A 21,143-nucleotide genomic window follows, 5' to 3' on the forward strand; every position below is an offset into this window, starting at 1 on the left:
CCTCACCAGGGGTTGGTCCCAGGCAAGACTGGTCCATGAGATCGAGCAGTACAGTCGTCGGCGCATGGTTGTGATCGCTTCCACCAGCAGCCTTAGGGTCTACGTCTCCGAATGGGAGAACGGCCGGCGGAAGATCTCCAACAGTTACGCGGCCATCCTGCGGAGTCTCCTCGGCACCACCGACGATGAACTCTTTTCGGATGGTGCGCGCGTTGACGACGGCAAGGACGGTTACGCGCGCCTGGTCGACCAACTCGACGCCTCGCACGCGGTCGGTCAATCAACTGTGCACATCCTCCGACAGCAAACGGAACTCCTTCGCACCATGGACCGTCAACTCGGGGCTGCGCAGTTTGTCGACCAGATGCAGAGCCATCTGTCCCGTCTCCAGGAGAGCCTGTCATTTACCGTGCTGCCATCTGCGAGGCAACCGCTCGCCCGCGCTCTGGCCGAAGCCGCTTCGCTCGCTGCGTGGCAGGCTCTCGATGTCGGAGCGGCCGACCGCGCCTGGCGCCACTACGAACTTGCAAAAAGCGCCGCGCGAGAGGCTGACGACCGGCTCCACCTCGCCCATGCCATGGGCGAGCAGGCATACGTCCTGGCCGATGGAGGCCGGCCTGAAATGGGGGCGCAGCTTGTGCAGGAAGCACGAGTGTGCGGAGGAAGCCGGTTGTCACCTCGGCTGTCGTCCTGGTTGGCCGCCGCCGAGGCAGAGCTGTGGGCCCTCAGCCGACGCCCTGACGATTGCCGCCGCTCGCTCGATCGGGCCAGCGGGCACCTCTCTGGCGTCACAGGAGTTCGCGACCCCGACCTTCCAGGAATCTTCCTCGATGAAACTCACCTCCGCCGATGGCGGGGACATTCTCTGGCGCTGCTCGGCGATCATCGGTCTATCGACGAACTGTCGGCGGCGTTGGTCGCGATGGACGACACCTTCGTACGAGCCGCAGCCGGGATGCGCTGCGGTCTCGCGCAGGCGCATCTGGTTCGGGGGGATAGCGAGGAGGCGCGTTCTCATCTGAGGGAAGCAGGCTCACTGGTGAACCTCACCGGATCTGTGCGATACCGACGCCGGATAGATCGAATCAAGACCTTGACGGATCTGGTGTCAGGCCAGCAATGAGGTGCAGGACCGCGACCAAGGTTCCCGACCCCGCCAACTCCCCGCGCGCCAACAGATGCGGCATGTCGCTCAGCGGCACCCACTCGACGCGACCGGCTTCCTCCGCGTCCGTTGGCGGGCCGACATACGTGGCACCACGCCCGACGAAGATCTCGTGTGGCGAGTCGACCATCCCGATCATCGGCTGGTAGGTGACCACACGAGTGAGGGACGAGGGCCGCCATCCGGTCTCCTCCTCCACTTCCCGGCTTGCCGCCGCTACCGCCTCCTCGCCCGGTTCGACGATGCCGCCGGGCAGTTCCCAGCTTGTTTCACCCGGGATGAATCGGTAGCGCCGTAACATCAGCACTCGATCATGCTCGTCGAGCACGGCGATGACGGCAACGCGATCCAGCCGAACGACATGGTGAGCGAAGGGATCGAGTCCTGGCGGCTCCACGTCGACCAGATCAAGTCGCAGCCAGCGGTCCTCATACACCGTCCGCTCACCCAGAATCCGCCATGGCCCCGGCTCGCCCGTCGTGTTCTCGTGCACCCCGTGAAGCTACCGTCGCCCGCTGCACCAGACCTTCCATCCGAGGCGGCAGTACCTGACCTTGATGCGGAGATTCAGGGGCTGCGCGCGGCATTCCTGTCGGATAGTGTCCGTCCGACCACGCAGACGTGAACTCGTTGCGCGATCGTCAGACGGAGGGCGGCATGGCCAGCATCGAGGAAGTCAAGGCGGCGCTGATGCAGGCTGCCGAGCAGGGCAACGCGACGATCACCCAGATCCGTGCCGCCGCCGAAAACACCGAGCAGATGCTGAGCCGGCTGCGCGCCATCGCCGCCGGCACCGGCCACCCGACGATCGCCGAAGCCATCGCCCGGGGCGAGCAGAGCAAGCAGCGCCTGGCCGAAGCCATGACCCTCGTGCAGGGCAGCTCGGAGGCGGCACGCCGCTACATGAGCGTCCTCGGCTGAACGGCCGACCTTCACGATGAGCATCGGCGAGGTCAAGGTGGCTCTCCGCGCCGCCATCGAAGCGGCCCAACGGGGAGAGGAAGTCTTCGATCGGGCCTGTGGCGAAGCACGAGCAGCGACCGCAGCGGCAGACGCCATCCTCAGCGACAGCCGAGACGAGGACGTGTCAGCCGCCCACCAGGCACTCATCGCTGCCGGCGCAGAGGTCGAGCCGACCCGCCGCCGGTTCGTCAATACTGCCAAGCACACTGCCCGCTACCTCAAGCAACTCGGATGAGCGGCAGCATCGGCGAACTGGTCGGGCAACTTCTCGCCGTACGCGGAAAGCTTGATGCCGCAGCCGTCACCGCGTTGCGCGCCCAGACGGACGCGGAGCAGGCACTGACACATCTGACCGCGGTGCGGAGAGGCAGTGACGACAGGCTGTTGCGTGCCGCCGCCGCGGACGCAGAGGTGGCCCGCGACAAGGCCGGCCGCTACGCCCGCCTCCTGGCCGTGGCCGCCCGGCACATCACCGCATACGTCAACACAATCGCCCCCGGTGCCGCGTCTTCTCTAGCAGGAGATGCGGCATTGCCCTCCGGGGAACGCCTCGTCGAAGAAGCAGAGGGACGTAGCCGCAAGGCCGAAGCCTTTCTCCGCCGGCATGTCAGGAAGGCAGACGACTCCGAGGACACCCTCAAGCAGACCGAACAGGCTGTCACCACAGGCCTTCGCGAACTACAAAAGAGCCTCAAGGGCGGCGGGTCGAGTGGCAGCACAACGTCTACCTCGACGAACCCCGGCACGCCGGTTGACCGTCCCCAGTTGGAGCACCCGGCCACATCGGTCATCATGGCCGCTGGTGCCGTCGTAGTAGGACTTCGAGGTGTGTGGAACATGATCAAGAAACGCCGCGAGAGGAAGCGATCTGATGATCAGCCCTGAGATGGTCGATTACATCCGCACGATGGTAAAAGGCGATCACGATTCCAACGATCGGATCGAAGCCCGCCTCGACGAACTCGGCTGGGATGGCTTCCCTACCCTGCTCGGCGCAGTCTTCTACTTCGCGGTCAACCGGCACTTCAACGAGGCGACGACTCAAGGTGAGATCATGCGATTCGTTGCCGAGATGCGGGCAAGCAGTCCAGTCGGCACCCCAGAAATCGACGTCCACGCAGCCGAGTCGCTGATCCGAGCCGCCGTGGATCCCGCTGTTGATACGGCCATCGATCCGCAGATGGCCGGACGAATTCAGGGTCTTGTGATCTTGAGAGTCCTGGGCCGTGGCGCTGTTGATGACGACGAACTGAACGCGCTGCTTGCCGAGTCGGCAGCACTCGCCCGCCGCGTATAGACGTGGGCTCGGCTACGACGTGGCCGATCACCAGGTCAACGGCACCTGTGGTGCCGACGTCCTGGCTAGCGACTACCCGTTCGATTAACAGTGTCTGGGTGGTCGCCGGCGGGAAGCACCGCACACCGATCGGCGAAAACGCGGTGCCATCGAATCGACGGGGTGAGCTAGCGTGTCGTCGGTCTACTGGGGATCAACCCAGATTCCTACGGGGAGGGAAGGCGTGTACGTGTCATTTTGGAAGAAGCCGGCGCTGGTGGCGGCCTCGGCGCTCACCGCGTTCGCTGTCTCCGCCTGCGGCGTGACGTCCGGCCCGTCAAGCGAGCCGAAGCAGCCCAGCGTCTTGGAGTTGCTGGCCAGTGACCTCAAGGGGTCACTGCTGAAGACTGCTGAAGCCACCGACAGGACCAAGTCGGTGACCGTGACGATGACGGGCACGATGGCTGGCGAGAAGATTTCGATGCGGGGTGTTCTGGATCTGGGCGACCCGCTCAAGGCCGAGATGACGATGACGAACAGCAAGGGCGTCACGACCGTCCGGATGATCGGCGCCGTGATCTTCTCCGAGGTGCCGGCGGAGGGCCGCACGGCCACGGGCGGGAAGCGTTGGATGAAGATGGACCTGACCGGACTGAGCGAGATGGCAGGCACGGGCTTCACCAAGCAGTTCGAGAACGCCGACCCGGTCAAGCAGGTCAAGACGCTGCTCGCCATCGACGGAACGACGGTGGTGGGGCAGGAGACGGTAAACGGGGCGCCCACTGTTCACTACTCGGTCACCACTCCGGTGGCGACCTACCTCAAGCAGATCGATGCCATGCGTCGTGACGCCACCGAGGAGACGCTGGCCGCGCAGGGCGTCAAGGAGTTGACGATCGACCTCTGGGTCGACGAGCAGTACCGGCCGCGTCGGGCCGGCCTGGTCATGGGCGCGATGGGCGACATGGTGATCGACTACACCGACTACGACAAGGCAGTGACCGTCGAGACGCCGCCGCCGGCGGAGACCACCGATCTCGCCGAGATGCTGGAGGGGCTGACCGCCACCCGCTGATCAGCCACGGGTGGCGGTTGCCCCGCTATAACGACGGGGCCTCCGGCGTACGCCGGGGGCCCCGCTCCTCACTCAGGCGACGTTCACAGGGTGACTACAGCGTCCTCAGCGAGGGTGAACAGTCCTGCATCCAGGGTGACCGTCTTGAGTTTGGTGCCCTTCGGAACGTCGAAGAAGACGTTCGCGGTCACCGAGTTGCCCGGATTGATCTCATCGAGGAATCCTTGCCCGTCATCATTGCCGTAGATTCCGGCCTCTCCATCGACCTCGTATTTCCGGCCGCTCCCGTCCTGCGCGGAGATGATGCCGTCGGCGTGGAAGCTGTGCGCCTTCTTGGTAACGTTCTTGACCGTCACGCTGACTCTGCAGAACGTGCCCTGCGCCTTGGTGTTGAGGAACTCGCTGCCCACCTTCGCGATCCCACACTTTATGCTCTTGACGGTGAATTCGAAATCACCGCCACGTACCTTGTCGCCTATACCGGCTGCCTTGGGCTTCGTCTCTGCGGGAGCCGCCGAAGTCTTGGCCGGTGTGGGTCGGACCGTCTCGTCTGCCAGTGGCGCTGCGCTCGCGGTAACGCCGTTCGGGGCGACTGGTGCGCCACTGCTAACGGCGGCGGCGTCGACCTTTTTGTCATCGGCGGTAAGACTGACCACGACGGCGCTACCACAGCAGAGCACCACGACCGCGCCGATCCCGATCAGGGTGGGCAGTAGCCAGGACGCACGCTTCTTGGGGGTGGGCGACGGCGGGAACTGGTGGGGCGGAGGCGGAGACTGACCTGCCGGAGGCGGCGGGAACTGCCCGGCGGGCACCTGCGAGAACTGAGCCGTCGGTGGCATCGGCGACTGGCCGGCGGGCAGCTGATTCTGGGCACGCTCGTTGGGTACCGTCATCGAGTGGTGTCTCCCGGGTCTTGACTGGCGCTGGCGCGCAGAGAACCAAAGCGCTTTGCACAGTGCCATAGTCACACTCGAAAATTGGTCCTCCGGCCGGGCTGGGACCATATGACGAGGAATCTCAGAACGCGCCCGGTCTAACAGGTCAATGTCAGCCGTTCAGGCATTTCTCGAACCCGGTCCAGCGTAGATCGAAGTATCCCCCTTCCCAGCTCTGTCAGATATCCTACAAAAGGCCTCCTCGTCTTCCGGCAAGCCTGTTGAATTTCCCGGGGCCAGACTCCTGGAGAAGGAGCGGTTTCTCCGCAGAATCTGCGCGGCGAGAAAGACCCGGCAGGAACAGGCCATCAAGTCCGGATGGTCGGGTCAGGACGGGGCCCACGGGCCGCTGACGAACTGGCCGTTGCCGACGAACGGGCTGACGTTGGGCACGCACCCGCCCAGGCCCATCGTCTGGGTCATCATGACCGGCGCCGGCCTGCCGCGACCGCCGCACTTCATGTGGGCGAAGCCGAGGAAGTGGCCGAACTCGTGATTGATCACGCCGGCGTGGTACTCGTCGATGCTGACCGGGTATCCCGGTGAGCCCTGGAGCCACCGCCGCAGGTTGATCATGATCGTCTTGCCGTACTTGCAGGAGTAGACCCCCTCGGTATCGACGCCGCTCGCGCCGCAGAGTCGGTCCACTGTCCTCGGTGTCGCAAGCCGTACGTCGACGTCGACAGTTGAGCTGCCGACCCGCTGGAACGACCACGACGCCCGGTTCAGGTCCACCGCCGCGTTGGTGACCGGGTGCTGCGCCGACGTGGCCCACCCGTTCGGTGCGGCCAACACCTGCTCGATGCTCGCGGCGAACCGGGCCGGCTTCCAGGCGGGGATGTCACCCCAGGCGATGCCCTTCTCCACCGAGACGCTGTAGCGCACCCGCTTCTTGCCCTTGCCGATCACGCGACCGTTGCCGGTGGCGGTGGTGAAGGCGCCGGCGGCCCTGGTGGGGATCTGCGCGTCGGTCGGGATGTCCGGGGTCGGGCTGGAGGTCGGCGTGTCGTCGGGGGTCGGAGCTGAGGTTTGCGTACTCGGGCCGGAACGTGGGGCTTCGGCCTGCCCGGACGCAGGTGTCGACAGGCCACAGGCGGCGGTCGCCAGCATCGCTGCCAACGAGATCGGCGCGAGCAGCCGTCCGTTGATCCGCACGTCGGAACCTCCAGGAGCAGTCACGGGTGAGTGAGGAACACCGGAAGGTTATGTGACTGCCTGTAAGGAAAATGTCAGGACGATCAGTGTCAAGGCACGCACAAAAATGTGTATATCCAAAGCCACATCACCCTGGGTGATCGGCGCGTCGCTGTGAGCGAGGTCAGGCGGCCGCTACGACGTGGTCGATCACCAGGTGGGCGGCACCGGTGATGCCGACGTCCTGGCCGGCGGCGACCCGTTCGATGAGCAGGGTCTGGGTGGCCAGCGGGAGGCAGCGCTCGTAGAGGGTGGCCCGCATACTGGCCAGCAGCGGCTCACAGTCGGCGAGCCGACCACCGATGGCCACCACCTGCGGGTTGAAGAAGTTGACCACCACGGCCAGGATCTCGCCGACGGCGCGGCCGGCCTGCCGGGCGAGGGCGGTGGCCTGCCGGTCGCCGTCGTCGATCAGCCGGATCACACCGGTCAGATCGGAGACCGGCACGCCCTGCTCCCGGAGCGCGGTGACCAGCGCGGCACCACTGGCCACGGCTTCCAGGCAGCCGGCGTTTCCACAGGTGCACGGTGGCGCGGGATCAGCCACCACCCGACAGTGGCTGATGTCCCCGGCCGACCCCTGCGCGCCGCGGTGCAACCGTCCACTGGAGATCACGCCGGAGCCGATTCCGGTGCCAGCCTTGATGTAGACGGCGTGGTCCAACTCGGAATGCGCGGTGCGGTGCGCGCCGAGTGCCATCAGGTTGGCGTCGTTGTCCACGACGACCGGCACGTCGACGCGGCCGGCGCAGAACGCGGCGACGTCGAAGCCGTTCCACCCGGGCATCCGCGACGGGCTGACGATCCGCCCGGTGGAGTGCTGCACCGGGCCGGGGATCCCGATGCCGATGCCGCGCAGCGCACCTGGTGCCGAGCCGCCGGCCACCGCCCGGCCGCCGGCCGCGGGATCGCTGTCAACCAGCGAGGCGACCTCGGCGAGTAGCGCGCCGAGCACCGCCTCCGGGCCGTCCTCGATGCGGACCGGCAGGGTGCGGGCCTGGACCACCCGCCCGGAAAGATCCAGCGCGCCGACGCGGGCGTGATGCGCGCCGAGGTCGATGGCGCCGACCACCGCGCCGCCGGTGGGCACGGCGAGTTGACGGGGCCGCCGTCCACCCCGGGACCGCCCGGCACCCGCCTCCTCCAGCAGCCCCTGGCTGATCAACGCCTCGACCCGCTGGGAAACCGTCGACGGGGAGAGCCCGGAGAGGCGGGACAGGTCGGCCCGACTGACGGCAGCACCGGTGGCCACCCAGCGCAGTAGCTCCCGGGGGCCGCCGCGGAGGGCATCGCGTGGCGCGTCGTCAATCGTCACGTCAGCTTCTTAGCACCCGCAGTTTGTTCAAGCAACCGGTTGACTTAGTTTGCTAGCTACCTTTAGATGGCGCTGTTGGTTCGATATGAAGCTGACTTAGTTTTATAGTCGAAGGAAGTGAGGCCGTCTGGTGGCACCGGAGACGACGGGTGCGGACCGACCGATGGTGTCGGTACGCGGCCTGAACAAGTGGTTCGGTCCGCTGCACGTGCTCAAGGACATCGACCTCACGGTGGCTGCCGGCGAGGTGGTCGTCGTGGTGGGGCCCTCCGGCTCCGGTAAGTCGACCCTGTGCCGCTGCCTCAACCGGTTGGAGACCGTCGGGCAGGGCAACGTCGAGATCGACGGTGAGCCGCTGCCCGCCGAGGGCCGCGCGCTGGCCCGGCTGCGCGCCGATGTCGGCATGGTCTTCCAGTCCTTCAACCTCTTCGGCCACAAGACGGTGCTGGACAACATCACCCTCGGCCCCACCCGGGTCCGCCGGATCCCCCGACCCGAGGCGCGGCAGCAGGCGTTGGCCCTGTTGGAGCGCGTCGGCATCGCCGACAAGGCGGACCACCACCCGGCCCAGCTCTCCGGCGGGCAGCAGCAGCGGGCCGCGATCGCCCGAGCCCTGGCGATGCAACCGAAGGTGCTGCTCTTCGACGAGCCGACCTCGGCCCTCGACCCGGAAATGGTCAACGAGGTGCTCGACGTGATGGTCTCCCTCGCCGCCGAGGGGATGACCATGATCGTGGTGACCCACGAGATGGGCTTCGCCCGTCGCGCCGCCGACCGGGTGGTCTTCATGGACGACGGCCGGATCGTCGAATCCGGCGCACCCGACGACTTCTTCGCAGCTCCGCGCACCGAGCGGGCCCGCGACTTCCTATCCAAGATCCTCCAGCACTAGCCCCCAACGGGAGGGTGTCATGTCAATCCTCAAGATGAGCTTCACCGGGCGGCGGTCGCTCGCCCTCACCGCCACCGCGGTGGCGGTGGCCCTCGCCGCCACCGGCTGCGGCGGCGACAGCGGCGGCAGCGCTCCGACGCTGCCCGGCAACCCCGGTCTGGGCGGCGACGGCGTGGTCGCCCAGTCGGTGTACGACGCGGCTCCGGTGGCCAGCGACGCGGACATCCCGGCCGGTTCGACGATGGAGGCGATCCGCAAGCGCGGCTACCTGAACATCGGCGGCTCCCTGGACGCGCCGCTGCTCGCCCAGCAGAACCCGGTCAGCGGCACCATCGAGGGCTTCGACGCCGACATGGCGAAGTTGCTGGCGAAGTACATCATCGGCAAACCCGAGGTGAAGACGACGACCATCGGCACCCAGACCCGGGAGGCCATGCTCCAGGCCAAGTCGGTGGACGCGGTCTTCCAGACCTACACGATCACCCCGCAGCGGGCCACCCAGGTCGCCTTCGCCGGGCCGTACCTCACCTCCGGCCTCGCGGTCGGGGTCCGCAAGGACGACACCTCGATCAAGGGCGTCAAGGACCTCGCCGGCAAGACCGTGATCGTCGGGGCGAACACCCCCGCCGTCACCGCGCTGCCCACCGCCGCGCCCGGCTCGAAGCAGATCGCCTTCGGCACCGACCCGCAGGCGTTGCAGGCGCTGCTGCAAAAGCGCGGCGACGCGTACGTGCAGGACTTCACGCTGCTCGCCTCGGGCGCCAAGGCGAACCCGGGGATGAAGGTGGTGGGCGAGCCGTTCACCACCGAGGCCTACGGCATCGGCCTCAACAAGCAGGACGCGCAGTTCAAGGAGTTCGTCAACAACTGGCTGAAGAAGATCCAGGCCGACGGCACGTGGGCGAAGGTCTGGGAAGGCACCCTCGGCTCGGTGGTGGAGGGTGGAGCGCCCACCCCGCCCGCCCTCGGTTCCGCCGACGGCTCCTGAGCAGCCTCTCGTACCGATGGAAGCCCTCACCGCCCACCTGAGCGAGCTTGGCCACGGCCTGGTCACGACGGTCGAACTGACCGTCGTGACCACCGTCGGCGCGATGCTGCTGGGCATCGTCGTGGCCACTCTGCGGATCGCCCCCGTCCCGCTGCTGCGCGCCATCGGCACCGCGTACGTGGAGGTGTTCCAGAACCTGCCGCTGCTGGCGCTCCTGGTGCTCTTCGTGTTCGCGCTGCCGACCATCGGCATCACGTTCCCGCTGTTCACCTCCGCCGCGATCGTCATCGCGGTGTACGAGGGGGCGTACCTGGCCGAGGCGATCCGAGCTGGGATCAACACGGTCGGTGTGGGCCAGGCTGAGGCGGCCCGAGCCATCGGGCTCACCTTCGGCCAGTCCCTGCGGCACGTGATCCTGCCGCAGGGACTCCGGGCGGTGATCCAGCCGATCGGCAACATCTGCATCGCGCTGCTGATGAACACCTCGCTGGCCGCCGCCGTCGGCGTGGTCGAGCTGACCCAGGCGGCCAACAACGTGAACCTGGTCGAGGCTCAACCGATCGCTGTCTTCACCGGCGCGGGCCTCGCCTACATGCTGCTGGCGCTGATCATCGGTCAGGTGACCGGCCTGCTCGAACGAAGGCTGGCGATCGTCCGATGAACAAGACGCAGCAGATCCTCTTCGACGAACCCGGCCCGCGCGCCCAACGGCGGATCCGGATCGCCACGGTGCTGGGCGCTGTCGTCCTGGCCGGTGCCCTGGTCGCGGCGGTCTACCAGTTCGCCAGCCATGGCGAGTTGGCCGCCGCCCGGTGGGAGCCGTTCACCACCTGGCCCATCTGGCGGTACCTGCTCAACGGCCTGTGGGCCACGTTGCGCGCCGCCGCCGCGACCGCCGTGCTGAGCGCCGCGCTCGGGCTGTTGCTGGCGCTCGGCCGGCTGTCGACACATCGACCGCTGCGCTGGCTGGCCGGCGCGTACGTGGAGATCTTCCGGACCGTCCCCACCCTGCTGCTGATCTACGTGACGCTGTTCGCGCTGCCGCAGTACGGGCTGAACTTCCCGCTGTTCTGGAAGCTCGTGGTGCCGCTGGTGGTCTCCAACTCGGCGGCGTTCGCGGAGATCTTCCGGTCCGGCATCCTCGCGCTGGACCGAGGGCAGACCGAGGCCGGCCTCGCGGTCGGGCTGCGCCGCGGGCAGGTGATGGCGCTGGTGGTCCTGCCGCAGGCGCTGCTCCAACTTGCCCCGTCCCTGGTCAGCCAGCTGGTCGGGCTGCTCAAGGACACCTCGCTCGGCTTCGTGGTCAGTTACACCGAGCTGCTCTACAGCGGGCAGGTGCTCTCCTCGTACACCCATCTGCTGATCCAGACGTTCCTGGTGGTGGCGCTGATCTACCTGGTGGTCAACGCCTCGCTGTCGAAGTTCGCCCGCGTACTCCAGGCCCGTAACGGCCGCTTCGGCCCACGGCGCGGCCGGCGGACCACCGAGCTGCCCCCGCCACTCCTCGAAGGGAACACCCCCCGGTGACCATCTTCCGCTACGCCGAACTGGCCCGGGTCGTGCGCAACGGCTTCGTCGAGAGCCGGCACTACGGCAGCGTCGTGGTGCTCGCCCCGGACGGGTCTGTCGCCCTCGCCGCCGGCGTACCCGACGAGCCGGTGCTGCCCCGCTCCACCCTCAAGCCGGTGCAGGCACTGGCCTGCCGGATCGCCGCTGGCGACGAGCTGACCGGCCCGGCGCTGGCCGTCGCCGCCGGCAGTCACACCGGCGACGACCGGCACGTCGAGGTGGTTCGGGCGATGCTGGCCGGGGCCGGCCTGACCGAGGATGCGCTCGGCTGCCCGGTGGACTGGCCGGAGGACGAACCGACCCGGAACCGGCTGATCCGCGCCGGCGGACAGCGCGACCGGATCCGGATGAACTGCTCCGGCAAGCACGCGGCGATGCTCGTCGCCTGCGTCGCCAGGTCCTGGAGCACCCACGACTACCTCGACCCCGACCACCCGCTCCAGCGGGAAACCGCCGCCGCCGTCGCCCGGATGGCCGGCACGCCGGTCGCGCACCACGCGGTCGACGGCTGCGGCGCACCGCTGTTCGGCCTGTCGCTGACCGGCCTGGCCCACACCTTCCAGGCGTTGGTCACCGCGCCCGCCGGCAGCGACGAGGCGCTGGTCGCGCAGGCCATGCGCCACCACCCGGAGTACGTCGGCGGCTGGAACGGGCACCCGAACACCGACCTGATGCGGGCGCTGCCCGGCTTCCTCGCCAAGGGTGGGGCCGAAGGCGTGCTCGCGGTGGCCGCACCGGATGGCCACGCGGTGGCGGTGAAGGCGATCGACGGTTCGCCCCGAGCCACCACCGCGATCGCCCTCGCCGCCCTCGCCGCCGTGGGCGTACCGGTGGGTGGAGCCGACGCGCTGCGCCAGGTGCCGGTGCTCGGCGGCGGCGTACCCGTCGGCGCCGTCACGGCCGTCATCGACTGGACTGCGGGATCTTCTCCCACCAAGCCGGCGTCGTTCCACGCCGAAGCGGCATCGTCTCCCACCGAGCCGGTGTCGATCCGCACGAAGAAGGAAGAGTCATGAGCACATTCGAGATCTGCATCGACAGCGTCGAGGGGGCGGTCGCCGCCGAGGAGGCCGGCGCCGACCGGGTGGAGTTGTGCTCCGCGCTCTTCGACGGCGGGCTGACCCCCAGCCTGGGCACCATCGAGACGACGATGCGCGCGGTCAGCCGGATCCGGGTACACGTGATCGTCCGTCCCCGGGCCGGCGACTTCATCTACTCGCCGTTCGAGATCGAGGCCATGGAGCGGGACGTCCGGGCCGCCGTGGCGGCCGGCGCGCACGGCATCGTGATCGGCGCGTTGACCGCCGAGGGTGACGTGGACGTGCCGACCACCCGCCGGCTGATCGCCGCCGCGGGCGACGCCAGCATCACCTTCCACCGGGCGTTCGACATGACCCGTGACCCGCACGCGGCGCTGGAGCAGCTGATCGAGCTGGGCGTGCACCGGGTGCTCACCTCGGGTCAGGAGGTCAGCGTGCTGGAGGGTGCTCCGCTCATCGCCGACCTGGTGCGCCGGGCCGCCGGCCGGATCGTCGTCATGCCGGGCGGTGGCATCACCCCGCGCAACATCGCCCGGATCGTCGACGCGACCGGCGCCGACGAGTACCACTTCGCGGCCCTGGTCAGCTCGGACAGCCCGGCCGTGCACCGCAACCCGGCACCGCTGATGGGCGGCAGCCTCAACCGGCCCGAGTACGAGCGCTCGGGCACCTCGGGCAGCCTGGTCGGCCAGGTGCTCGCCGCCGCCCGCGCCTGACCTGTCACATCGCGCCCGAGGGCGTGATGATCGCACTCGAACATGGAAGTAGTGGCCTCCCCAGGGCGGGAGGCCACTACTTCATGGATCGAGCACGATCTTCGTCGCCGACGACCCCAGCGCCCCACCCGCGCCCGCCCCGCGCCCCGCGCCCCTTGCCCGCGCCCCGCCCCGCCCCGCCCCGCGCCGCCCGCGCCCCGCCCGCGCCCCTTGCGCGGCGATCTTGCACTTTCTGCGCCGACATCGCGGGCATCCCACCCATATCGACAACAGAAACTGCAAGATCGGCGCGGAGAGGGCGGGGCGGGAGGGCGGGAGGGGCGGGGCGGGAGGGCGGGAGGGGCGGGGCGGGGGGCGGGAGGGGCGGGGCGGGGGGCGGGAGGGGCGGGGGCGCGGGAGGGCGAGGGGGGTTAGGTCAGGTCGTTGACGGTGCGGAGCACTGGGCGGGCGACGAGGGCTGCCGGGTCCAGCGGCCTGGGGGCCCGCACCGTGAACGTGGTCGACTCGCCGGGCAGCAGGGTGACCAGAGCCGTGTCCACCTCGGCGGAGCCGTCGAGGCGGTCCGGGAAGAGGGTCAGGTCGCGCAGCACAGTGCGGGCCGTGACCCGGACCCGCTGCCCACCGTCGACCGGCTCGACCGTCGCATCCCAGGCCGCCGCCGGCCAGTCCACCTCCCGGTCCTCGGCGAAGAACCACACGGCACGCTCCGCGGTGCCATCGGACTCCGCGACCAGCACCTCGCGCCGGGCATCCTCCGGCCGCGCCAGGTCCGCCGGCAGCACCAGCACCACCGAGGAGTACGCCGGGACGTCGAGGTCGACCGAGGTCTTCGCCCTCGGCTCCCCGGTGAGCGTGAACCGGGTGACCGCAGCCGGCACGGTCCACGCCTCGGCGGTCTCGTTGACCGCTACCAGCGCCAGGCCGCCGTCGCGGGGTTGCACGGTGAGCAGCCGGTCGGCGTAGGCGCGGCGCAGCGCATACCACAGGGGTTTGCGGCGGCCGTCGCCGTCGACGGCCGACCAGGAGGTTACCGGCCAGCAGTCGTTGAGCTGCCAGACGATGGTGCCGGCGCAGACGTCCCGGTGGGAGCGGAAGTGCTCCACCCCGAGCTGGATCGCCCGGGCCTGGTTGAGCTGTGTCAGGTAGTGCCAGTCGTCGAAGTCCGCCGGGGCGGGCAGGTGCGCGTCGAGGCCGGGCTGGAGCTTGGCGTCACCGCCGGCCGCCTTCTGGTGGTGCGCCATGCCCGGTGAGTCGTGGGCCAGGGGTTCGTCGCTCAGCGCGCGGCGCAGCGTCGCGTACGCCGGTGGGGCCTGGTAGCCGAACTCGGCGACGAAGCGCGGGACGTACTCCCGGTACTTCGTGTAGTCGTCGGTGTTCCACACGTCCCAGATGTGGGTGGTGCCGTGCGCCGGGTCGTTGGGGTGTAGCGCCTCGCTGCCCGACCAGGGGCTGCCCGGCCAGTACGGGCGGGTGGGGTCCAGCTCGCCGACGATCCGGGGCAGCACGTCGAGGTAGTAGCCGCGCCCCCAGGTACGCCCGGCGAGGGCCGCCTGCCAGTCCCAGTCGTGCCAACCCCAGATGTTCTCGTTGTTGCCGGTCCAGAGCACCAGCGACGGGTACGGCGCGAGCCGGGTCACGGCCTCGGCGGCCTCGGCGGCGACCTCGGTGCCGAATGGTTCCTCCTCCGGGTACGCGGCGCACGCGAAGAGGAAGTCCTGCTGGACGAGCAGGCCGCGCTCGTCGGCGAGGTCGTAGAAGTCCGCCGACTCGTACCGGCCGCCGCCCCAGACCCGCAGCAGGTTGACGTTGGCCGCGGCCGCCTGGTCGAAGCGCTCGGCCAACCGGGCGCGGGTGATCCGGGTGGGGAACGTGTCGTCCGGGATCCAGTTGACCCCGCGGACGAAGACCGGAACGTCGTTGACCGACAACACGAACGGGGTGCCGTGCGCGTCGGGGGTGGTGTCCAGCCGTACCGAGCGGAAGCCGATCCGGTGCGACCAGTCGTCCAGTGTGTCGCCGTCCGGCGCGTGCAGTGTCACCTCGATCGGGTGGCGGGCCTGCTCGCCGTACCCCCGGGGCCACCACAGCGCGGGCTCGCGGACGGTGAGGGTGAGCACGGCCATGCGCTGCCCGGCCGGGACGACCACCTCGGCGCGGACGCCGGCCACGGCGGCGCGGACGGTCAGCGGGACGTCCGCGACCCGCTCGATGTCGACGTGCACCTCGACCCGGCCGTCGCGACCGTCCATGGTGACCAGCGGGCGGACGGTGGCCAGTCGAGCTGTCGACCAGGCGTGCAGGCTGATCTCCTGCCAGATGCCGGCGGTGACCAGTGTCGGCCCCCAGTCCCAGCCGAAGTTGCAGGCCATCTTGCGGATGAAGTGGAACGGCTCCGGGTAGGCGTTCGGCCGGTCGCCGAGCCGTTCCTGCTGTGCTTCGGCGTAGCGGTACGCGGAGTCGAACGTGACGACCACGTCGTTGTCGCCGTCGCGCAGCAGCGGTCGCACGTCGAACCGGTAGCCGCGGTGCATGTTCGCGGTCCGGCCGACCTCCACCCCGTTGACGGTGAGCGTGGCGACGGTGTCCAGGCCGGCGCAGACCAGGTCGACGCGCTCCTCGTCGCCGGCCCGGTGGACGAAGGTGGTCTGGTAGACCCAGTCGGTGCGCCCGATCCAGGCCAGCGCCACCTCGTTGTCGTCGAGGTACGGGTCCGGGATCAGCCCGGCGTCGAGCAGATCGGTGTGCACGCAGCCCGGCACTGTCGCCGGCACCGACCGGCCGGCGATCTCCTCGGGCACCTGCGCTCCGGGGGCCGCCCGCACTGTCCAACCGTCGTAGAGTGCCTGTCGACTCACGATGTCACCGCACCTTCCCGCATCGAAAGATGCCGTACTGAACCGGATAAGCTGAGCCACGCTACGGTCCGGAATCAGGGCTGTCAACGGCCAACGAGCGAAGGAGCACGCCGGTGAAGCGGCCGACCATCGCCGACGTCGCCCGACGCGCCGGGGTGTCCAAGGGCGCCGTGTCGTACGCGCTCAACGGGCAGCCCGGCGTCTCCGAGGCCACCCGGCAGCGCATCCTCGCCATCGCCACCGAGATCGGCTTCAGCCGCAGCAGCGCCGCCCGCGCCCTCTCGGCCGCCACCGCCGGGGCGGTCGGCCTGGCCCTGTGCCGCCCGGCGCGAACCCTCGGCGTCGAGCCGTTCTTCATGGCGCTGATCAGTGGCGTCGAGGCCGAACTCTCCGCCCGCTCGTACGCGCTGACCCTTCAGGTGGTGGCCGACCCGGACGCCGAGATCGCGGTCTACCGGCGCTGGTGGGGCGAGCGACGGGTGGACGGGGTGCTCGTCTGCGACCTGCGCACCGACGACCGTCGCATCCCCGCACTCGAACAGCTGCACCTGCCGGCGGTGGTGATCGGTGGCCCCGGCGGCACCGGTGAGCTGGCAAGTCTCTGGTCCGACGACGCCGCCGCGCTGACCGAGGCGGTGGAGTACCTGGTCGCGCTCGGGCACCGCCGGATCGCCCGGGTCGCCGGCCTGCCCGAGTTGCGGCACACCGAGATCCGCACCGACGCCTTCGCGGCGGTCTGCCAGCGACTCGGCCTGGTCGACGCGGTCACCGTCTGGTCCGACTACACCGGCGAGGAGGGCGGCCGGGCCACCCGCCGGTTGCTCAGTTCGGCCGACCGGCCCACGGCTGTCGTCTACGACAACGACGTGATGGCCATCGCCGGGCTCTCCGTCGCCCAGGAGATGGGCCTGACCGTGCCCGGCGACCTGTCCATCGTGGCCTGGGACGACTCACCGCTGTGTCGGTTGGTGCACCCGCCGCTGACCGCGCTGGGCCGGGACATCGCGGCGTACGGCGCGCACGCCGCCCGGCACCTGCTCGCCGTCGTCGCCGGGCAACCGGCCGGGCGGGTGCAGGACGAGACGCCCCACCTCACGCCGCGCGGCAGCACCGCACCGCCGCGACAGAGATGAACCGGTTCAGCGAGACGCTGAGGGGAATTCCTCGAAGTACGCCTCGACCCGCTCAGCGGTCGCCGGCCGGGACAGCGCGAACCCCTGCCCGTACCGGCAACCGCCCCGGCGCGCGCCCTCGACCTCCGTCGACGACTCCAACTCCTCGGCGACGATCTCGACGCCCAACCGCTCGCCCACGTTGACCACCACGTCGATCAGCGGCGGCTGCCCGTCCGACCGTGCGTCGACCAGCTCCGGGCCCACCTTGAGCAGGTCGATCGGCAGGCGGCGAAGCTGGGCCAGCGAGGCGTGCTCGGCCCGGAAGTCGTCCAACGCCGTGCGCACGCCCAGCGACCGCAGCCCGGCCAGCCGAGCCACCACCGTCGACAGGTCACCGGCGACCCGCGGCTCGCTCACCTCCACCACCAGTCGCTCCGGCGGCACCCCGTACGCGGCCAGCACGGCCGCGAGCCGCTGGACGAAGTCGGGGGTGGTCAGCTCCCGGGTGGTGACGTTGACCGCCATCCACAGCTCCCGGACACCCACCGACCAGTTGGACAACTGCCGGCAGGCGCGGTCCAGCACCCACCACTCCAACTCGCCGACCAGGTCCAGGTCCTCGGCGACCGGCAGCAACTCTGCCGGAAGCACAGTGCCGAGCACCGGGCTGCGCCACCGCAGCAGCGCCTCCGCGCCCACCGGCTGCCCACCGGCCAGATCGACCACCGGCTGGTAGACGAGGTCCAGCTCCCCGCGCGCCACCGCACCGGGCAGCTCGCGCTCCAGGTCGAGCCGGCGTACCAGCTGTTCCTCCAGGAACGCGTCGTACCACTCCACCCGGTCCCGGCCCAGCTGAACGGCCCGTCGCCGGGCCAGCTCGGCCTGCCGGAGCACGTCCGCCGGCCCGGCGCCGCTCACCTCGGCCAACCCGATGCTCGTCTGCACCCGCAGCATCGCGCCGGCCAGCCGGTAGGGCGGGCCGAGCGCGCTCAACAGTCGGGTGCCCAGCGCGTACGCCAACACCGGGCCGGCGGCCGTGACCACCGCGAAGCCGGTGCCCGTGCAGCCGGTGACCAGATCGTCGGGGGCGATGACCGCGCGGGCCCGGCGCACCGCCTCGGCCAGCACGTCCTCCCGGGCCGTCGGGCCGAACCCCTCGGTGCCGTGCAGGTCCACGAGCAGCAGCGCACCGGCCGGCGCCGGAACGTCGCCGATCGCGGCCAGGGCGTCCAGCAGGGCGGCCCGGTCACCGGGAGTGCCGCCCGCCGACGCGGGTGGCCGGTCGAGCCCCGACCACGCGGAACTGTGGTCCGGCGACCAGGTGGAGCCGGCACCGGTCGCGGTGGCCGCACCCTCCGGGACGCCAAGGTCCCGCTCGGGCGGCGACTCCGGCGTGCCCGACCAGCGCGGCGGCACCGCACGGCGGTGCCGCAGCGAACGGCCGGCCGGTCGCCGATGAGCGGCCCGCCGGACTGACCTGGACGCGTCACCGGCGCGCAGCAGCTCGCGCAGCACCAGGGGCGGCACCGCCGCCAGGGCCAACAGCACGCTCGTCCGATCCGGTGCGCGGCCGGCGCCCAGGTGCAGACCCGATGCCAGCAGCAGCACCGCCGCGGGGAGCACCGACCGGGGCCAGGCCGCGGCGACCGGCTCCACCGACCCCGTGTCGTCAGCCGCGTCCGCCGCGCCGACCGCGACGAGCAACATCCCGAACACCAACGGGGGTACGGCCAGCAGCGCCACCCGACCGGCCGGCGCGGGCGGCACCGTGGCCAGCAGCACCAGCCCGCCCAGGGTGAGCAGCACGCCACCCCGGCAGACCTCGGCACCCGAGCGCCGTCGTGGCCCCGCGAACGCGTTCAGGGCGGCCATGCCCAACCCGCCCAGCGTCAACGCGGCGACCAGCCGGACCGGGGCCGGTAGCCCGTCGGGGGGCAGCAGCAACCAGCCGGCGAGGCCCAGACCGACGGCCGGACCGGTCGACTCGACCAGCCACCGCAACCGGACCGGGGCCGCCTCCCGGGACCGGCCGGGGAGCCGGCGCAGACCGGCCGTCGAGAGAGCCGCCACGACCAGCGACCCGATCAGCACGGCGAAGGTGTGCCCGATGCCGGCCAGCGGCAACACGACGGCGGTGAGACCCGCCGCCACCACCGCCGCGTCGAGCAGCGCCCCCGCCGCACGCGGTGCCGGATCGGTGCCGTGTCGGGCGGCCAGCCGGGACAGTCGCAGCCCGGCGAGCGTGGCGCCGGCGCCGGCGGCCAACGCGATCACCACCGACGGCGGGGCCAGGTCGACGGAACCGGCGAGAAGGAGCAGCGCCACCGCCACGGACGTGGCGGCCTCCGGTGCCGCACGGCGGGGGACGAGAACGCGGAACGGGTACGCGAGGAGCACGGCGGTCGCCTTCGTGAGGGGGCACGGGGGCGGTGCGGCGGTGCGGGACATCGGACGTTGCGAGTCCGCTACCCACGATTGGCAACGATGGACGGCCGAATTGGTTACTTGCCGGTCACTCAGGGGATACAACGACCTGTGTCACTGTACGGCGTACCGGACGCTGCCGGCACCGCCCGCCGCGAGCCGAAACAACCCGAAGTGGGATCATCGGAGGGTGAGTAAGCCCGACACGGTCCGCTTCCGGTACAACCAAGCCATCCTGGTCGCCGCGATCATCGCCTTCGTCGGTGCCCTGCCGCTGGCCAACGCCCGGGACTACCTGCTGCCGGTGCTGCTCGTCCCGCTCGCCGTCGCGGTGTGGGCCTGGCGGGCCGGCACCGACGCCGACGCGCGGCAGCTGCGCATCCGGGCGCTCGTCGGGCAGCGTCGGATCGACTGGGACCAGGTCCTCGAGCTGACCACCGACCAGCGTGGGCGCGCGGTGGCCCGGCTCGACGACGGCCACCAGGTCACCCTGCCGGCCGTCCAAGGAGCGGATCTGCCCCGACTGGTCGCGGCGACCGGTCAGCCGCTGCCGGACGCTGCGGCGGAAAACCCCGGTCAGTAGCCGTCGACCACCGTGTTGATCAGGGGTTGCCCGGCGGCGAACCGGCGGATCTGATCGCCCACCAGTCGGTAGGCCCGCGGCAACAACCCGCGCACCGACCCGCCGACGTGCGGGGTGAGCAGCACGTTCGGCATGACCCAGAGCGGCGAGTCGGCGGGCAGCGGCTCCGGGTCGGTGACGTCCAACGCCGCCGAGATCCGACCGGTCCCCAGCTCGGCGACGAGCGCCTCGGTGTGCGCCACCGGGCCCCGGGCGGCGTTGACCAGCAGCGCCCCGTCGGGCATCGCGGCCAGGAACTTCTCGTCGATCAGGCCACGTGTCCGGTCGGTGAGCGGCACGATCACCACCACCACGTCCGCGTCGGGCAGCAACCGGGGCAACTCCTCGACGGCGTGCACCCCCTGCTCAGGCCGGGCCGTCCTGGCGACGAGGGTGAAGCTCACGTCGAACGGGGCGAGCCGGTCGCGCACGGCCGCGCCGATCGAGCCGGCCCCGACGATGAGCACCCGCTTTCCGGTCAGCTCGTCGGTCGGGGTGTTCTCCGCGAACGTCCAGCGCCGCTCGGCCTGCGCCCGGACGAAGGCCGGGAACGCCCGCAACTGGGTGAGGATCGCGGTGACGACCCACTCGGCGGTGGACGGGTCGTGCACGCCCCGGGCATCGCAGAGCGTCACCGCCGGCGGTGTCCGGCCGGCCCAGGCGTCCGCCCCGGCGGAGAGCAACTGCACCACCGCCAGGTCGGGCAGTTCCCGCAGCACCGCCGTAGCGTCCGAGCCACCCAGGAACGGTGGCACCCAGAAGCGGACGTCGGCCGGCTCGGACGGCATCCGGTCGGTGTGCTCGAAGACCTCCACCGTCACGTCCGCGGGCAGCTCGCCCAGGAGGTTCAGGCCGGCCTGGTGCGGAATCCATACCTTCACGTCCGCCGACGATAGTCCCCGAGGCGGCGGCCGGTGCGGGCACGGCGGCGAACGGGTGTCCCGGACTGTGGCGCACGGGGCCGGGACGGGCGAGACTCAGCACACCGATGTTCGG

At 70.3% G+C, this 21,143-nt stretch carries 21 protein-coding genes; 14 read left to right on the forward strand and 7 right to left on the reverse strand.

The window, feature by feature from the left end; translation table 11 throughout:
* The first annotated feature begins 64 nt into the window (after positions 1-64).
* Positions 65-1,123: an XRE family transcriptional regulator gene (locus tag ACZ6NZ_RS18210; protein ID WP_465859124.1), complete on the forward strand. Its 1,059-nt coding sequence runs from the start codon at positions 65-67 to the stop codon at positions 1,121-1,123.
* Here the strand turns inward: ACZ6NZ_RS18210 and ACZ6NZ_RS18215 are convergent.
* The gene (locus ACZ6NZ_RS18215) at positions 1,086-1,658 is read right to left on the reverse strand and encodes an NUDIX hydrolase (protein WP_465859125.1); all 573 of its coding nucleotides are present in this window, start codon (positions 1,656-1,658) and stop codon (positions 1,086-1,088) included. The two genes, ACZ6NZ_RS18210 and ACZ6NZ_RS18215, sit on opposite strands and share 38 nt — an antisense overlap.
* Before the next feature lie 164 nt (positions 1,659-1,822).
* On the opposite strand from ACZ6NZ_RS18215, the gene ACZ6NZ_RS18220 reads away from it, so the two are divergent.
* The 5 genes from ACZ6NZ_RS18220 (at position 1,823) to ACZ6NZ_RS18240 (ending at position 4,479) form a co-directional block, all read left to right on the forward strand.
* On the forward strand, positions 1,823-2,086 hold the full coding sequence (locus ACZ6NZ_RS18220) for a hypothetical protein (RefSeq protein ID WP_465859127.1): 264 nt from the start codon (positions 1,823-1,825) through the stop codon (positions 2,084-2,086).
* Positions 2,087-2,102: 16 nt separating this feature from the next.
* A complete protein-coding gene (locus ACZ6NZ_RS18225) occupies positions 2,103-2,363 on the forward strand; it encodes a hypothetical protein (RefSeq protein WP_465859129.1) in 261 nt (86 codons plus the stop codon).
* Positions 2,360-3,013, forward strand: a complete 654-nt coding sequence (locus ACZ6NZ_RS18230) for a hypothetical protein (RefSeq protein ID WP_465859131.1) — start codon at positions 2,360-2,362, stop codon at positions 3,011-3,013. The genes ACZ6NZ_RS18225 and ACZ6NZ_RS18230 overlap by 4 nt, the downstream gene beginning before the upstream one ends.
* Positions 3,000-3,425, forward strand: coding sequence for a hypothetical protein (locus tag ACZ6NZ_RS18235; RefSeq protein WP_465859133.1), 426 nt, complete (start codon positions 3,000-3,002; stop codon positions 3,423-3,425). Before ACZ6NZ_RS18230 ends, ACZ6NZ_RS18235 begins: the two co-directional genes overlap by 14 nt.
* A gap of 223 nt (positions 3,426-3,648) precedes the next feature.
* A complete protein-coding gene (locus ACZ6NZ_RS18240) occupies positions 3,649-4,479 on the forward strand; it encodes an SCO4651 family lipoprotein (RefSeq protein ID WP_465859134.1) in 831 nt (276 codons plus the stop codon).
* An 83-nt stretch (positions 4,480-4,562) separates the two neighbouring features.
* Here the strand turns inward: ACZ6NZ_RS18240 and ACZ6NZ_RS18245 are convergent, their stop codons facing one another.
* From ACZ6NZ_RS18245 to ACZ6NZ_RS18255, 3 genes are all read right to left on the reverse strand, one after another.
* Entirely contained in the window at positions 4,563-5,375 is an 813-nt protein-coding gene (locus tag ACZ6NZ_RS18245; RefSeq protein WP_465859136.1) for a DUF4352 domain-containing protein, read from the reverse strand.
* Positions 5,376-5,744: 369 nt separating this feature from the next.
* On the reverse strand, positions 5,745-6,572 hold the full coding sequence (locus ACZ6NZ_RS18250; RefSeq protein ID WP_465859138.1) for a DUF3152 domain-containing protein: 828 nt from the start codon (positions 6,570-6,572) through the stop codon (positions 5,745-5,747).
* A gap of 163 nt (positions 6,573-6,735) precedes the next feature.
* On the reverse strand, positions 6,736-7,926 hold the full coding sequence (locus tag ACZ6NZ_RS18255) for an ROK family transcriptional regulator (protein ID WP_465859140.1): 1,191 nt from the start codon (positions 7,924-7,926) through the stop codon (positions 6,736-6,738).
* A gap of 163 nt (positions 7,927-8,089) precedes the next feature.
* Here ACZ6NZ_RS18255 and ACZ6NZ_RS18260 point away from each other — a divergent pair, with 163 nt between their 5' ends.
* The 6 genes from ACZ6NZ_RS18260 to ACZ6NZ_RS18285 are packed head-to-tail and all read left to right on the forward strand — an operon-like array spanning position 8,090 to position 13,131.
* Positions 8,090-8,818, forward strand: a complete 729-nt coding sequence (locus ACZ6NZ_RS18260; protein ID WP_465859142.1) for an amino acid ABC transporter ATP-binding protein — start codon at positions 8,090-8,092, stop codon at positions 8,816-8,818.
* 19 nt (positions 8,819-8,837) lie between these two features.
* Complete coding sequence (locus tag ACZ6NZ_RS18265) at positions 8,838-9,806, forward strand: glutamate ABC transporter substrate-binding protein (RefSeq protein ID WP_465859144.1); 969 nt, start codon at positions 8,838-8,840, stop codon at positions 9,804-9,806.
* A 16-nt stretch (positions 9,807-9,822) separates the two neighbouring features.
* Positions 9,823-10,467: an amino acid ABC transporter permease gene (locus ACZ6NZ_RS18270; protein ID WP_357710966.1), complete on the forward strand. Its 645-nt coding sequence runs from the start codon at positions 9,823-9,825 to the stop codon at positions 10,465-10,467.
* Positions 10,464-11,333 carry an amino acid ABC transporter permease gene (locus tag ACZ6NZ_RS18275; protein ID WP_366608167.1) on the forward strand — a complete coding sequence of 290 codons (870 nt, stop codon included), beginning with the start codon at positions 10,464-10,466 and terminating at the stop codon, positions 11,331-11,333. The genes ACZ6NZ_RS18270 and ACZ6NZ_RS18275 overlap by 4 nt, the downstream gene beginning before the upstream one ends.
* Entirely contained in the window at positions 11,330-12,391 is a 1,062-nt protein-coding gene (locus tag ACZ6NZ_RS18280; RefSeq protein ID WP_465859146.1) for an asparaginase, read from the forward strand. The genes ACZ6NZ_RS18275 and ACZ6NZ_RS18280 overlap by 4 nt, the downstream gene beginning before the upstream one ends.
* Complete coding sequence (locus ACZ6NZ_RS18285; RefSeq protein WP_465859147.1) at positions 12,388-13,131, forward strand: copper homeostasis protein CutC; 744 nt, start codon at positions 12,388-12,390, stop codon at positions 13,129-13,131. Before ACZ6NZ_RS18280 ends, ACZ6NZ_RS18285 begins: the two co-directional genes overlap by 4 nt.
* 410 nt (positions 13,132-13,541) lie before the next feature.
* On the opposite strand, the gene ACZ6NZ_RS18290 is transcribed toward ACZ6NZ_RS18285, so the two are convergent.
* Positions 13,542-15,986, reverse strand: coding sequence for a glycoside hydrolase family 2 protein (locus ACZ6NZ_RS18290; RefSeq protein WP_465859149.1), 2,445 nt, complete (start codon positions 15,984-15,986; stop codon positions 13,542-13,544).
* 113 nt (positions 15,987-16,099) lie between these two features.
* Here ACZ6NZ_RS18290 and ACZ6NZ_RS18295 point away from each other — a divergent pair, with 113 nt between their 5' ends.
* A complete protein-coding gene (locus ACZ6NZ_RS18295; protein WP_465859151.1) occupies positions 16,100-17,119 on the forward strand; it encodes a LacI family DNA-binding transcriptional regulator in 1,020 nt (339 codons plus the stop codon).
* A gap of 6 nt (positions 17,120-17,125) precedes the next feature.
* Here ACZ6NZ_RS18295 and ACZ6NZ_RS18300 read toward each other — a convergent pair whose 3' ends face one another.
* On the reverse strand, positions 17,126-19,498 hold the full coding sequence (locus ACZ6NZ_RS18300; protein WP_465859153.1) for an EAL domain-containing protein: 2,373 nt from the start codon (positions 19,496-19,498) through the stop codon (positions 17,126-17,128).
* A gap of 217 nt (positions 19,499-19,715) precedes the next feature.
* Here ACZ6NZ_RS18300 and ACZ6NZ_RS18305 point away from each other — a divergent pair, with 217 nt between their 5' ends.
* On the forward strand, positions 19,716-20,108 hold the full coding sequence (locus ACZ6NZ_RS18305; protein WP_465859155.1) for a PH domain-containing protein: 393 nt from the start codon (positions 19,716-19,718) through the stop codon (positions 20,106-20,108).
* On the opposite strand, the gene ACZ6NZ_RS18310 is transcribed toward ACZ6NZ_RS18305, so the two are convergent.
* Entirely contained in the window at positions 20,102-21,028 is a 927-nt protein-coding gene (locus ACZ6NZ_RS18310; protein WP_465859156.1) for a 2-hydroxyacid dehydrogenase, read from the reverse strand. The genes ACZ6NZ_RS18305 and ACZ6NZ_RS18310 overlap by 7 nt on opposite strands.
* Positions 21,029-21,143 lie beyond the last annotated feature (115 nt).

Source organism: Micromonospora sp. NPDC047756 (assembly GCF_055587245.1).

Coding starts and splice junctions, on each gene's coding strand:
- ACZ6NZ_RS18210 (WP_465859124.1), top strand. CDS start 65: ATGGTTGTGATCGCTTCCACCAGCAGCCTTAGGGTCTACGTCTCCGAA.
- ACZ6NZ_RS18270 (WP_357710966.1), top strand. CDS start 9,823: ATGGAAGCCCTCACCGCCCACCTGAGCGAGCTTGGCCACGGCCTGGTC.
- ACZ6NZ_RS18275 (WP_366608167.1), top strand. CDS start 10,464: ATGAACAAGACGCAGCAGATCCTCTTCGACGAACCCGGCCCGCGCGCC.
- ACZ6NZ_RS18230 (WP_465859131.1), top strand. CDS start 2,360: ATGAGCGGCAGCATCGGCGAACTGGTCGGGCAACTTCTCGCCGTACGC.
- ACZ6NZ_RS18285 (WP_465859147.1), top strand. CDS start 12,388: ATGAGCACATTCGAGATCTGCATCGACAGCGTCGAGGGGGCGGTCGCC.
- ACZ6NZ_RS18220 (WP_465859127.1), top strand. CDS start 1,823: ATGGCCAGCATCGAGGAAGTCAAGGCGGCGCTGATGCAGGCTGCCGAG.
- ACZ6NZ_RS18225 (WP_465859129.1), top strand. CDS start 2,103: ATGAGCATCGGCGAGGTCAAGGTGGCTCTCCGCGCCGCCATCGAAGCG.
- ACZ6NZ_RS18235 (WP_465859133.1), top strand. CDS start 3,000: ATGATCAGCCCTGAGATGGTCGATTACATCCGCACGATGGTAAAAGGC.
- ACZ6NZ_RS18260 (WP_465859142.1), top strand. CDS start 8,090: ATGGTGTCGGTACGCGGCCTGAACAAGTGGTTCGGTCCGCTGCACGTG.
- ACZ6NZ_RS18265 (WP_465859144.1), top strand. CDS start 8,838: ATGTCAATCCTCAAGATGAGCTTCACCGGGCGGCGGTCGCTCGCCCTC.
- ACZ6NZ_RS18245 (WP_465859136.1), bottom strand. CDS start 5,375: ATGACGGTACCCAACGAGCGTGCCCAGAATCAGCTGCCCGCCGGCCAG.